This is a genomic window from Paenibacillus sp. PAMC21692 (assembly GCF_014303795.1).
In the GTDB taxonomy this organism is placed as follows: domain Bacteria; phylum Bacillota; class Bacilli; order Paenibacillales; family Paenibacillaceae; genus Pristimantibacillus; species Pristimantibacillus agaridevorans.
Genome location: NZ_CP060293.1, coordinates 444923 through 458110, shown reverse-complemented (window position 1 = coordinate 458110; position 13188 = coordinate 444923). Strand labels below are relative to the sequence as shown.

Annotated in this window: 12 protein-coding genes; 8 read left to right on the top strand and 4 right to left on the bottom strand. The window is 51.9% G+C overall.

Translation table 11 applies throughout. The annotated features are described in order from the left end of the window. Positions 1 to 6: 6 nt before the first annotated feature. On the bottom strand, positions 7 to 1239 hold the full coding sequence (pepT, locus tag H7F31_RS01870; protein ID WP_187105173.1) for a peptidase T: 1233 nt from the start codon (positions 1237 to 1239) through the stop codon (positions 7 to 9). 159 nt (positions 1240 to 1398) lie between these two features. Then, complete coding sequence (locus H7F31_RS01865; protein WP_187102759.1) at positions 1399 to 2478, bottom strand: DUF3137 domain-containing protein; 1080 nt, start codon at positions 2476 to 2478, stop codon at positions 1399 to 1401. Between the two features lie 145 nt (positions 2479 to 2623). On the opposite strand from H7F31_RS01865, the gene H7F31_RS01860 reads away from it, so the two are divergent. From H7F31_RS01860 to H7F31_RS01845, 4 genes are all read left to right on the top strand, one after another. Continuing rightward, complete coding sequence (locus H7F31_RS01860; protein ID WP_187102758.1) at positions 2624 to 3166, top strand: LemA family protein; 543 nt, start codon at positions 2624 to 2626, stop codon at positions 3164 to 3166. A gap of 123 nt (positions 3167 to 3289) precedes the next feature. Continuing rightward, positions 3290 to 4579 carry a hypothetical protein gene (locus H7F31_RS01855; protein ID WP_187102757.1) on the top strand — a complete coding sequence of 430 codons (1290 nt, stop codon included), beginning with the start codon at positions 3290 to 3292 and terminating at the stop codon, positions 4577 to 4579. Then, complete coding sequence (locus H7F31_RS01850; RefSeq protein ID WP_187102756.1) at positions 4569 to 5342, top strand: hypothetical protein; 774 nt, start codon at positions 4569 to 4571, stop codon at positions 5340 to 5342. Before H7F31_RS01855 ends, H7F31_RS01850 begins: the two co-directional genes overlap by 11 nt. A 158-nt stretch (positions 5343 to 5500) precedes the next feature. Then, entirely contained in the window at positions 5501 to 6526 is a 1026-nt protein-coding gene (locus H7F31_RS01845) for an SGNH/GDSL hydrolase family protein (RefSeq protein WP_187102755.1), read from the top strand. A gap of 293 nt (positions 6527 to 6819) precedes the next feature. On the opposite strand, the gene H7F31_RS01840 is transcribed toward H7F31_RS01845, so the two are convergent. Continuing rightward, positions 6820 to 7587, bottom strand: coding sequence for a class I SAM-dependent methyltransferase (locus H7F31_RS01840; protein ID WP_187102754.1), 768 nt, complete (start codon positions 7585 to 7587; stop codon positions 6820 to 6822). A gap of 315 nt (positions 7588 to 7902) precedes the next feature. Continuing rightward, on the bottom strand, positions 7903 to 8337 hold the full coding sequence (locus tag H7F31_RS01835; protein ID WP_187102753.1) for a hypothetical protein: 435 nt from the start codon (positions 8335 to 8337) through the stop codon (positions 7903 to 7905). A gap of 179 nt (positions 8338 to 8516) precedes the next feature. Between H7F31_RS01835 and H7F31_RS01830 the strand changes: the two genes are divergently transcribed. The 4 genes from H7F31_RS01830 (at position 8517) to H7F31_RS34535 (ending at position 13161) form a co-directional block, all read left to right on the top strand. Continuing rightward, positions 8517 to 9551, top strand: a complete 1035-nt coding sequence (locus H7F31_RS01830; RefSeq protein ID WP_187102752.1) for an agmatine deiminase family protein — start codon at positions 8517 to 8519, stop codon at positions 9549 to 9551. 29 nt (positions 9552 to 9580) lie between these two features. Next, on the top strand, positions 9581 to 10459 hold the full coding sequence (gene aguB, locus H7F31_RS01825; RefSeq protein WP_187102751.1) for an N-carbamoylputrescine amidase: 879 nt from the start codon (positions 9581 to 9583) through the stop codon (positions 10457 to 10459). Positions 10460 to 11122: 663 nt separating this feature from the next. Next, positions 11123 to 11737: a response regulator gene (locus H7F31_RS01820; RefSeq protein WP_397374633.1), complete on the top strand. Its 615-nt coding sequence runs from the start codon at positions 11123 to 11125 to the stop codon at positions 11735 to 11737. Next, on the top strand, positions 11737 to 13161 hold the full coding sequence (locus H7F31_RS34535) for a sensor histidine kinase (RefSeq protein ID WP_397373704.1): 1425 nt from the start codon (positions 11737 to 11739) through the stop codon (positions 13159 to 13161). Before H7F31_RS01820 ends, H7F31_RS34535 begins: the two co-directional genes overlap by 1 nt. Positions 13162 to 13188 lie beyond the last annotated feature (27 nt).

The following is a 13188-nucleotide window of genomic DNA, read 5'->3' as shown; positions in this document are numbered from 1 at the left end:
TGAGCGCTAAGCGCGAGCTTCGTAACGCTTCACAATCTCAATGATCGTCTTTACGGCGAGCTCCATCGTATCGACGGAGACGTATTCGTAACGGCCGTGGTAATTCTCGCCGCCGGTAAACAGGTTTGGCGTCGGCAGTCCCATAAAGGAGAGCTGAGAGCCGTCGGTGCCTCCGCGGATCGGTTCGACGAGCGGCTTAATGCCTAAGCTCTCCATCGCTTCCCGGGCAATCTCGACGATATGGAATACGGGTTCAATCTTCTCTCCCATGTTGTAGTAACGAACCTTGAGCTCCAGCACAATGCGTTGCTCGCCGTATTTGGCCGCCATGGCTTCTGCCACTCGCGTCATCTCCGCCTTGCGGGCATCGAATTTTTCGCGGTTGTGATCACGGATGAGATAATGCAGGCGCATCTGCTCGACGTCTCCCGCCATATTGTTCAGGTGATAGAAGCCTTCGTAACCTTCCGTATGCTCAGGCACCTCTTGCGGCGGCAGCATGGCATGGAACTCCATCGCCAGCTTCGTTGCGTTGATCATCTTATCCTTGGCAGTGCCGGGATGCACGTTCTTGCCGTTGATCGTCACAATGGCGGAAGCGGCATTGAAGCTCTCGTACTGTAGCTCGCCGAGCGGACCTCCGTCCATCGTATAGGCGTATTCCGCGCCGAATGCCGCTACGTCGAACTTGTGCGCGCCGCGGCCGATCTCTTCGTCCGGCGTAAAGGCGACGCGGATCTTCCCGTGCTTGATCTCGGGATGGGCGATCAGATAGGCCATTGCGGTCATAATTTCGGCCAGTCCCGCTTTATCGTCCGCGCCCAGCAGCGTAGTGCCGTCCGTTGTCATCAGCGTGCTGCCAATATGGCCGGAGAGCGCCGGGAACTCGCGAGATGATAGGACAATGTCTTGCTCCGCATTCAGGACGATGTCGCTGCCGTCGTACGCATCGACGACCTGCGGATTTACATTCGCTCCCGTCATATCGGTAGCCGTGTCGACGTGCGCGAGAAAGCCGATTGTCGGCACTTCCTTGTCGGTATTGGCAGGAAGCGTCGCCATCACGTAGCCATTATCGTCGATCGTGACGTCTGCCATGCCGATGCTCTTTAGTTCTTCCACCAGCATGCGCAACAGCGTCATTTGTCCCGGCGTGGAAGGACAGCTCTCGCTGTTCTCGTCGGATTGCGTATCTACTTGCACGTATGTAGTCAGCCTTGAGATTAGCTCTTGCTTCATGCTCATTCGTTAATCAGCTCCTGTTACCGTTCTTGCTCCAAGTATAATACAAAATGGATTCAAGCCGAAATGCGGCACGGAGAAGCGTTGCATATGAACTGCGATAGCCAATGGCGCTTATTGCCGCGAGCGTTCGGCGAAGACGCGCGTCAGTCGGCATTAACGACCATGCTTCCGTTTTTCGGAGCCCGCAGACTTTTGTTGTTGCGTCATGGCCGGCTTGTTCCAGATCCGCGTGTTCAGATTGAGAAGATCCACAACGTCCAGAATGGATCGAATTTCATTGTAGGTATGAAGAATGCCGTCGTCCTCAAGCTTCTTGATTCCCTTGGCCTCAAAGTAGTCGATACAGTGGATGGCAATCGTCAGCTTTCCGTCGTGCAGGCAGATGGACATCGCGTTTTTGGGATACCGCTTGCGGAGCGCCGCGAGCCTTTCCAACATATCCACAGGCAGCAGATAACGAGCAGTCGTCTCGTCGGTCGTCCAGACGCGGAACATCTTGTCGAATTCGTGGCTGATCGTTTTCATGGAGTCCCCGACATGAGGCATATACCGGCTGATCTTGCCCTTACGCGATACGATGACGGTCGTACCCTCGAAGCTCTTGTGAAAATCCCCGATAAACACCAGCCCTTCGAACAGGGTCGATCTGACCTTGTTCCCGCTGTCGTGATCCCTCTCTTCCTCTTGGGCGTGGATCTCGCATAGCTGGAAGTCGGTTAGTCCCAGCGTTCCTTCGAAATAATCCTCTCCATGAAACAGATTCGCATCTCCCAAATGGGTGAATATAGGTATTTCCATCAGTTTATTTTTCGAAATATGGCCATTCGCTTTGTAGCGGCAGTTGAAGCGCCCTCCTTTGAGCTCGGGGTAGGAGGACTGACTGACCATATTGGCGACCATGGGCGGTACGATCAGCTCCTTGTAAAAGCGGCTGTATCTTTTGTGCGCTTTGCGGAAGGCCTGGCGAATATAGATGGGCGAACAGATGACGATAAGGATACCGAACAGAAAGAGGTAGAAGTAGCCTTCGAATTCTTCGTCGGTTCCGCTGCTGACGGATTCGGAGGCTTCGACAGCGTACCACATGGCAGCGATCCCGATCGCCGCTATGGCAAGCCCGATCGTTATGCCCCAGCCTCGCCAAACGATGCTGCGGTTGCGATGGTGGCGCAGCCGCTCCCATGCATCGAGCGCGGAAATGTTTCTGGTAACCTCTTCATAGGAAGGGAGCATGATCAAGTAGCCTTCTTTCGTTAATAAAGTAGTAGGTCTATGGGTAGAATCATTCGACAATATGAGTAAAATTTCCTTGTTATTCCTCAAAATCCATTCTACAATAGGCCTATATTTAGTCGAATAAGATCATGGGAGGAATATCATGGTTTGGGCTATCATCCTTATTGCTGCAGTCGTCTTATACATCATCGTGAAATACAACAGCCTGCTTGGTATGCGCAACAGAATCAAGGAGACGCAAGGCGCTATCGAAATCTATCTGCAGCAACGTTATGACGCGTTGCTCAAGGTTGCGCATACGGTCGTGGAATATGCCAAATACGAAGAAGGCACGCTCAAGGAAATCGTCCGGCAAAGAGCGGACATCGGGGGGAACAACAACCTTAAGTCCCTGGACGAGCTTAACGGAAAGCTCGGCGGTATCGTGGCGCTTGCCGAAGAATACCCCGCACTGCGGGCCGGCGACAACTATTTGCACTTGCAGCACACCGCCGCCGATCTGGAAGAGAAGCTGTCGGCCGGCCGTCGTACTTACAACGCGAACGTGGTCGCGTTTAATACGGCGATCGCTTCGTTTCCCGCGAATCTGATCTCGGGTTTGTTCGGATTCAAGGAGCAGGGCTTGTTCGAAGTCGAAGAGTCGAAGAAAGCGGATCTCAGCATGAAAGAAGTTCTTCAACGATAGGATCGGCAGGCAACAGAACGCTGCAACCCTGGATCCGGGTTGCGGCGTTTTGTTGATGGTTCAGGAAACACGGGAGATTAGATGAGGGATTGACGACTATATAGATGAACGGGAAGTGGAACATTGGGACTTTTGAGTTTTGTGAGCGGATTAAGCAGCTTTGCCACGCTACATTCTTGGATTATTCAACAAGCGGGTAACTGGAAGGATTACAGAAAGGAAACAAAAATTGATCGCATTGGCCTGGAATTTAGAGAAACCTTTTTAAGCAATCTAAACGATGAATTTACGGAAGAGAAGCTGGATCAGTATATTTCCGGCAACGCATCCCAATTTTCCGTTTCATCGATTTCGGAGTTGTTTTCGAACGACGAACGCGAAAGCGTCATTGAAGATTTTTTTCTTAAAAACCCCAAGCTTCAATTTACGGAAAAAGAGAAAATTGTCTCGATCTTGCATGAGTATCTTGACCGGCTCAACGGCTATATCAATGAAAACCTGACGTTTGATACAAAATTAATTATGAAAACAATCAAGGATGGGCAAAAATCGACTGACGCGAAGCTGGATGCGCTAAAAGAAGAACTGTCGAGGCCAAACGGCTACGCCGATCCGGCGCTTAGCAACGCAATCATAAGCAAATGCAATGCGATTAATTCGTTGATGCTAAAGCATCTGAACATAAATCTGTGGCATACGGATGTGGGTGGCGACTTTATTACAGGGGCAACAATGAAGGATATCGTGTTAAGGCTGAACATGCTTGGATCTCTGATTAACCTCAAGGAACTCAATCGGATATCCGGAGCAGACAGCGATCATGCTATCGAAGCATTGTTCCTTATGGTAAGGAAATTGGCCCCGGATTTGTCTGTTGCATTAAATGAATTTTATAACAAGCAGATTCTACCTACTCTCGCATGCATAAAGGGGTATCTGGCGAAAGATGTGCCGTATTATATATCACTTGGCGCATTGGGATTGTTTAACGACAATTCCGAAGAGAGCATATACGGATGTATCATGTATAACCTCTCTTCCTTTATGTCGCTATCGCTCGGCGTTCTGGACGAATTATGGAAAGACAGAGATTACGAGAAGATGGACAGAGAAGTCAGCGATGAGATGCATCGTTATCTGCGTCGCCATATCGAAAATCTGATGGACAAAGAAAATGCGAAGCTGATCCAGGCGATTTACGATAACAAAAAGATTCTCGATACCGAGCTGGCGGCAAGGTTTTCGTTGGATGTTCATCATCTCAGGAAGAGGCTGTACAAGTTTACGGAAAAATTTCTCGCCTACAACTATTATGACAATGGCTCGACGATGCTGTTTATTGATAGTATTTATACTCAAACATTCGAACGATATTATACGGATATTTTTGCGGAGGGCCATTATGAAGGTTAAGTTCGTGAAGGTGTGGGATGACTTAAGATGGGGATATGTAAAGCATATTGTTCTTCAAGTGGAGCCCTCTGATACCTTCTTGACCGAAGAAAACTTTAATCCCGGCTACAAGTTTATCATCACGGCGCAATATAAACAGGTCGGAGCTGCCGGCGGACATAGCTTTAATCCATATCATGGGGAGCGAGTGCGGCAAGTAAGCCGAGCCATTGATGCTACGGAATCGGATGTTCTGGGGTTTTATCTGACCCAAATTAAAGACATTTATGATATTCCTCAGGAACTATACACCGATACGTTCTGGGGTGTTGTGGGGACGGACGGGTATGGCAAAGAAGGAGACCGAGAAGAACTATATAGCGACAGCGACTCCTATTACAAGGTTTTGCATACCGGCATTTATAATTCCGAAGAGCTGCATGACATGATGCTGGATGTTGCGGACGGCTTGCCCGGACAACTGGGGGAAGACTTGAAGAAAAGCATGATAGAAACTAGGGATCAACTGAAATGGTTGGACGAGCTTTCCGAGAAGCAGGGCAAGTCCGCCAAAGATCGAAGATCCATCAGGTTTGCTATCATTGAAAAAAACAGTCTGGAATGTGTCAGTGACATGTGGACGTCTGCAGAAACAAATGTGGCCGATTATTTGTGGTGCCCTTGCGATGAGCTGCCAGAATCGTTATGGGAACAAGTTTGTACGAAAAATGAATGGAGTTTTGAGCGGATATACAAAACTTCCGAGGATCAAAAAATATTTTGATGCTGTAGCGGGGCTTTTTCGGCTTACAGCAAGCAAAATGCGCGAAAAGATCATGATTTCCTTTGCATCTGTAATGGCGGGAGGGCAATAGTGAGCGTTATACTGGCAACAGTAGAGCGCAAGATATTTCCTTCATGTTCGAGAAAGGGGTCAACCCAGTGAAGATCATTCCAACGGAAGATTGGTTCGCAGGCACAGTATCGGTGGAGCGGCGAGAGGATGGCGTCAAGCCGTGGCGCATACCTCATACAGAGTACGAGCTGTTCCCGCCTAACGGCATCGACGGGCAGGCGGGCATCTGCGCGGGAGTTCGACTGCGATTCCGAACGGACTCGCCGACGATAACGCTTCGTTTCCTCCCCGTCGATCTCGTTCTGAGGATCGACTGTGTCGTTAACGGAGAGCTGCATGGCACTGTGGACTTGCCAGAGGGTACGGATGCAGCAGAATGGGCGAATCTCCCCGGCGGTGGCAAAAACATCGAAATTTGGCTGCCCCAACGCGGCCACATGACTATAACCGGTTTGGAGCTCGAGGAAGGCAAGTCGGCTTCGCCACAACCGCAGGACGCCCGGCCGAAATGGGTCACGTATGGAAGCTCCATCACGGTATGCGGATCGGCGGCCAGCCCGACGCAGACTTGGCCGGCTATCGCGGCCAAGCAGCTTGACCTCAATTTGACTTGCCTAGGATTCTCCGGCAATTGCGCGCTTGAGCCCATGGTTGCCCGTATGATCCGGGATCTACCTGCTGATCTTATCACCTTGTGCGTCGGCATTAACGTACATGGCGCGAACACGCTTAGCGCGCGGACGTTTCTGCCCGCCGTCATCGGTCTAGTGCAAACCATTCGGGAGCGGCATCCCGTCACGCCGATTATTTTGGTGTCTCCGATCTTCGCGACCGACCGGGAGACGAGGCCGAATCTGCTGGGCATGACAGTCGAGGATTACCGGAATCAGGTGGCGGAAGCGGCGGATATCCTGCAACGCCATGGCGATTGTTACTTAACCTACAGGGACGGAAGGGACTGGTTCGGAGAAGCCGATGCCGGCCTTTTGCCAGACGGATTGCATCCTGACGCGGAAGGCTACAAGCTGATGGGCGCGCGGTTCGCGGAGCGGGTGTTAGGGGATGTGCCGGTAGCTGCGAGGAACCGGCAGACCACGGAGACCACGGTATAAAAAAATCCCGTGCAGCAGCCCAATAGTCAACTGAATACAACCCGTGACGAATATTGTCGCGGGTTGTGTTTTGCATTTTCCTTAAGTTAGAAAGGTAGAGGAACTAACGAGTAGGGCAAAAGTGTTGAAGAGCTGGCAATCATTCCGATCGTTGTGAATCTCACTCGTGAACTTGAAGAAGCATGCTTGGCCAAGAAAAGGCATCGATTACGTCCAACGGCTTCAGCGCGGCAAGCATGACTCATATGTTCTTCCCGTTGCTGTGCTTACAACCAAGAACCCCTGTGGTCTATTCACTGTCGTATCGCTTCATAAACAAATTTCTGCTTCCCATTTGTTGGTGCCTTGCCGTATTCGTAATCAGCAGATACAACCACATCCGAAAAGCCGATGCTTTCTAACACGAGTTTAAATTCTTCGATACCATACCAACGTAATGCGAAACGTTGTAATTCGGTCTGGATAAGTGCACCGTTACGCCATTTTTCGTATTTTAGATATGAAACTTTGTATTGATTGTATAAATCTGCTTCAACAAGCTTGTCTTCCATTGTGATAATGTCTCCATTCGCTAAGTTGAATGTTGACGTTTCACCAAACTGACCACGATCAAAGTTATTGTCAGGTAGAAACAGGTCGAGAATTAGACGCCCGCCTGGCTGAAGATGGTTGTAGAGGCACTTCAAAGCGTTTAGTGACTCTTCTCGTTTTTCAATTAACAAGAAAGAACCGCCTGGAATAATAATAGCTTCATATTTATCGGGCAAAGAAAGTTCTTGGAGATTTGATTCGTACAAATTGACGACTAAGTTTCGTTCCTCGCAACGTTGACGGCAAGAAGCCAACATTTCAGGAGAATAGTCGATTCCATCTACATTAAGACCTGATTCGAGAAGCGGAATGATTACACGTCCAGACCCGACCATTGCTTCAAGAATACGACCCTTGCAATGTTTAAGTCTGTCACGGTAATATTCTATATCACCGCCAAAAGATTGACCGATTTTCTTAGTAAGGTCATAGACCTCCGTACATAGTTCTCCATAGTAACTAAAAGACATTTACTTTCCCTCCGTGAATTAGATTTACCACGGAAGGGATCATTTAGATTTATCCCTTCCGCACCGTATTGATGGACTTATTGGATTTAAGCATTTGCATGAGAATCACTCACCTTCATGTTAATTATCTCAATAATAGGTTTCAGGCAAAATCCGGTCAACGGGACAAAACAATTTAAACAAAACTTGCCGCTACAGACACGGTGAATAGTAAGAAAGTATAAGTTTTCTCCCTACTTGACCTATTATTCTCGACAATGTTACGCGCTGCACCGCCAAAGGTCACGGACTGCCAACAGCCTTTTTCCGCGATTTTCAGTAACAATCCTGGTCGATCTTCACACCGTCATTGGTTACAGTAACGTCAGTCTGCCCAGACAAAGATTCCGTGTATGAGCATACGCTGTAAGTTTCTGTTTGGCCGCGGGAATCAGTCACTTTCATATACACCCCGCCCTCGCCTTGAATACTTAGATTAGGCTTGAAAGTCCGTTTTCCGCCACTGACGAGAGTATCCTTTACGACGTCTGTTGAGCCGGTTTCTATCGTATTTCCCTGCGCATCGCTTTGAAGAATGCCAGTCTCGATCTTTACAAGATCAAAGTCCGATTGATTGTCGATTCGAACGGTGAAGCTTTTGAACATATTAAAAAAGCCGGGATGATCGTTGTAGACAGCCCTGGCGCCTACGATTGCCAAAGCAACCATAATAGTAAAACAGCCGATGAAAATGAGCGCTTTTTTCCGCATAGTGCTCCCGCCTTTCTAATGAATGTAACGCTAAGCCTGATATTGAAGTTGCGGCAATGGATTACCTTCATAATCCGACAATTGAGACCAAGGTTGATTTGTTATATGATAAGGATGGTTTCAGCGGTAAGGAACGTCTGAAGTACTTTGCGATTGCGATAATGGGGGAACCAATTCATATGAATCCGAAACAATTGAATTATACAATGCCGGCCGAATGGACGGAGCATGAACGTACGTTTATCAGCTGGCCGGTGCAGGCCTCGATGGTCTATCCCGAGCATTATGAGGAAGTCAGCGCCGGTTATGCGGAGCTGGTAAACGCCATCGCGGAATTCGAGCCGATCACGGTCGTCGTAAATCCTCTGGATCTCGACAAAGTGAGCGCGCTATTTGCGGGCAACGATGCCGTGGAATGTCTGCCTATCGCGCATAACGATGCTTGGCTGCGCGATAATGGCCCGACATTCGTCGTAAACCGCGATGGAGAGCTGGCCGGCGTGAACTGGAAGTTCAACGCCTGGGGCGGCAAATATTCGCCATGGGATCTGGACGATGCCGTAGCGCCGCAAATTCTGAAGCATGTCGGCGTAAAACAATTCGACGCCCCGTTGGTTATGGAAGGCGGCTCTATCCATACGGATGGCGAAGGCACTTTGCTCACGACGGAAGAGTGCCTGCTGAATAAGAATCGAAATCCGGAGCTTAGCCGCGAGCAGATCGAAGGTTATGTCAAAGAGTTCGTGAACGTAGACAACATCATCTGGCTAAAGCGCGGACTTAGCGGGGACGAGACGGACGGTCACGTCGACAACATCGCTTGCTACGCGGCGCCAGGCAAGGTTATCCTGCAAGTATGCGAAGATCCATCCGACGACAACTACGCGATTACGCAGGAGAACCGCCGCATTTTGAGCGAAGCGGTAGACGCGAAGGGCCGCAAGCTGGAGATTATCGAGCTCGAGCAGCCGCCTTACGCCGAATACGAGGAGTCTCGTCTTACGCTGAGCTACTTGAATTTCTACTTCGTAAACGGCGGTATCATCCTGCCAGTGTTCGGCGGAGCGGCGGAGGAGACCGACCGCAAGGCGATCGAGAAGCTGAAGGCGGCTTTCCCGGATCGCCGGATCCGCACGATTGACGGCATGGCCATCATTCGCGAGGGCGGCAACGTCCATTGCACGACACAGCAAATGCCCGCTCGCCGGGCGTAACAGAAAAAACAAGGAGGGCCAACATACCCATGAGAACCGTTAAAGTAGCAGCTACTCAAATGAGCTGTTCAACGAATATAGAAGAGAACATCCGCAAAGCAGAGAAACTAGTACGCGAAGCGGCGGCGCAAGGCGCGCAAATCATTCTGTTGCAGGAGCTGTTCGAGACGCCGTATTTCTGCCAGAAGGAGAAAGCCGACTACTACGTCTACGCGACGGAGCTGGAAGAGAACAAGGCAATCAATCACTTCCGCGGAATCGCGAAAGAACTGAACGTCGTGCTGCCGATCAGCTTTTACGAGAAGAAAAACTACGCGCGCTACAACTCGCTCGCGGTCATCGACGCCGACGGAGAGGTGCTCGGCAAATACCGCAAGAGCCATATCCCGGACGGACCGGGTTACGAGGAGAAGTTTTATTTTAACCCCGGCGATACGGGCTTCAAAGTATGGAAGACGCGTTACGCCAAGATCGGCATCGGCGTATGCTGGGATCAGTGGTATCCGGAAGCGGCGCGCAGCATGGCGTTAATGGGCGCGGAGCTGCTGTTCTACCCGACGGCGATCGGCTCCGAGCCGCAGGACGGCACGATCGATTCCAAGGACCACTGGCAGATGTGCATGAGAGGCCACGCGGCTTGCAACCTTATGCCGGTCATCGCGTCCAACCGCATCGGCGAAGAGGGCGACGAAGATTCCTCGATCAACTTCTACGGATCCTCGTTCATCGCCGGTCCGCAGGGCAACATGGTGGCCGAGGCGGGTCGCGACGAAGAGACGGTGCTCGTCGCCGAGTTCGATCTCGACCAGCTCGAAGTGCAGCGCATAGAGTGGGGCATCTTCCGCGACCGGCGTCCGGATCTGTACGGCGTCATCGCTTCTTACGACGGCGAGATTCGGGTTCGCTAATTTATCGAAGCTGAAGTCTTAACATGCTTTTGAGAACTCCTTGACCTCCCGGTTAAGGAGTTTTTTCATTCAATTTCACATGGACGGGCTCCTATCGTTGTGTTCGGCAACAGGGACCAGGCGCTGCTCGTCGCCAGCTTCGACAATCTGGAAAAGGCGCCGCAGGAGTCGCCGTTCAAAATATGAACATCATGCTGGGCTTACCAACCTCACGACTATACCCGACAAACGTTTCCCGCCCATTAAGAAAAGTTTAATATTTCCTTATTTTGTCCCGTTTCCGCTTCCCTGTACGAAGACCCACCTGCATCCCGAGCCTAATGGACATAGACGACATTATTTGGATGGAAACGCCGCTATTCGAATTCTAACGGACGGGAGAAGCGCTATTTGGCCAGTAACAAGCTGCTCCCAGCCTCATTCGCACGAATAAGGTCATCCGTGTCCGTTGGATTTCAAGATCGGCGATTTGAGGCAGAATAGCGCCGCCGGTGTCCGTTAGAATGTTTGAGTAACCTGCCTGCATTATTCGTTTACAACGCCACCGGCATGCGATAAGATCAAAACAAATCGAGGCGGGAGCGGGACATCGAGAAGGGGGAAGCGGAGACATTGAAAATTACCGTATTGATAGCGGACGACAACTCGTTCATCCGGGAAGGGATGAAGATCATCTTGTCCACGTTCGAGGAGTTCGAGGTGCTGGCGACGGTGCAGGATGGGGCGGAAGCGGTGGCCTATTGCGAAGAGCATGAGGTGGATGTCGCGCTGCTGGACGTGCAGATGCCGAATATGAACGGCGTGGAGGCGACGGGCCGAATCACGCAGCGGACGCGGACGAAGGTGCTTATTCTGACGACGTTCGACGAGGATCGTTTCATTTCGGAGGCGGTGCGGAACGGGGCGAAAGGTTATCTTTTGAAGAACAATGATCCAGAGGAAATCCGCGATGCGATCCGCACGGTACATAACGGGCATCATGTGCTGCAGGACGTCGTAATGGAGAAGCTTGCCGCCGGTCTGATGAGCCCATCGGAGAATGAGAAATCGGCGAAGAACGGCGCGGGGAAGAACATCGACAGGGACCTCTTTACGGCGAGGGAGCTGGAGATCATGTCGCTGATCGCGAAAGGACTGTCCAACAAGGAGATCGCGAAGCAAGCCTTCTTGTCGGAGGGTACGGTCGCCAACCACATCACATCCATCCTGGGCAAAACAGGGCTCGAACATCGTACGCAAATCGCGATCTATTATTTGACCGGAGAGGGGCGCCGCTGATGGGGCGCGATCTGCGGCCCGAAACATGGCTGATCGGCTTCAAGCTCGTCCTGCTGCTATACGTCGTTTTCACGACTTACGGGGATGGCCGGCAGGCCCTGGACACGATCGCGATCCTTCTGTACATCAGCTTTGACTTGCTGGCGTATATGAAGCGCGGGCCAGCGTGGAAAGGAGCCGCTCAGACGCTTGCAACGCTGTTCATCGCCGCCGCTGCCTATTTCGTCGAGCCGGCGATGACGCTGTTTCTGCCGATTCAGCTGTATGGAATAGCCGCGAGCATGGCAGATTTACGGTCGTCAGAGCGAGTGCAAGGACCGGCATACAGCCGATCGCGCGGCCCGGCGAGTCAGGCGTCCGAAGCGGCGTATAGCCAAATGCGCGGCTCGGCGCGTCAAGCCTCCGAAGCGGCGTATAGCCAAACGAGCGGCCCGGCGCGGCAGGCATCCGGAGCGGCGTATACGATGACGCGCTTGAGTTGGCCGGACGGGAGCGAGCGGTATACGGACGCCCCCGGCGGTCCGCCGCTTTCCGGCACACTGCAGCCGACAGCGGAACGCGGCGTCCATGACAATACCGGATTCTCGCAATGGCATGCTCTCTTATACTTGCCTGCCTTGGCGCCGCTGCCGCTTCTTCAAGGCGACCTGCAGGCTTCCTACGGACTAATCGCCTTGCTCTCGCTGCTGTTCCATTTGCTGCTGGACAGGCACGCCCGTCAATCCGCGACGGCTAAGGCTGCGATGGAGGCGCTGCGCGCCGACATCCATCGCCTGCAAAGGAGTCTTGGCGAGAGCAACGACTACATCCGCCAATCGGAGTATACGTTCAAGCTGGAGGAACGCAACCGTCTCTCGCAGGATATTCACGACAAGATCGGGCATTCCATGACGGGAGCGCTCATTCAGATGGAGGCGGCCAAACGGCTGCAGGCCAAAGATCCGGAACGTTCCGCCGAGCTGCTCGGCAACGCGATCGCCATTTCCAAGGAAGGCATCGAGAGCATTCGCCTCGTCCTCCGGGACATGAAGCCGTTGGCCGAGCAGCTTGGGCTGAACCGGCTGCGGCTGTTCATCGACGAATTTGCGGCCACGCACGGGGGGCTGCGCGTCGCGCTTACCTTCGAGGGGGACGTGGGCCGAATCGAGCAGTTGCACTGGCAAATTATCCATCGCAACGTGACGGAAGCGCTGACGAACGCTGCGAAGTATGCCAGGGCAACCACCGTATCGGTCCATATCGAGGTGCTGAACACGATGGTAAAGGCCGGCGTCTCCGACAACGGAGTCGGAGCTTCGAAGATCGTGAAGGGACTCGGCATCGCCGGCATGGAGGAGCGGGCGGCGTCCGCGAACGGCAAGGTCATCGTAGACGGCTCGGCGGGTTTCTCCGTCACGACGCTCCTTCCTTGCGGCAAGGCATGAGTATCGCCATATTCATAAACATGAGAT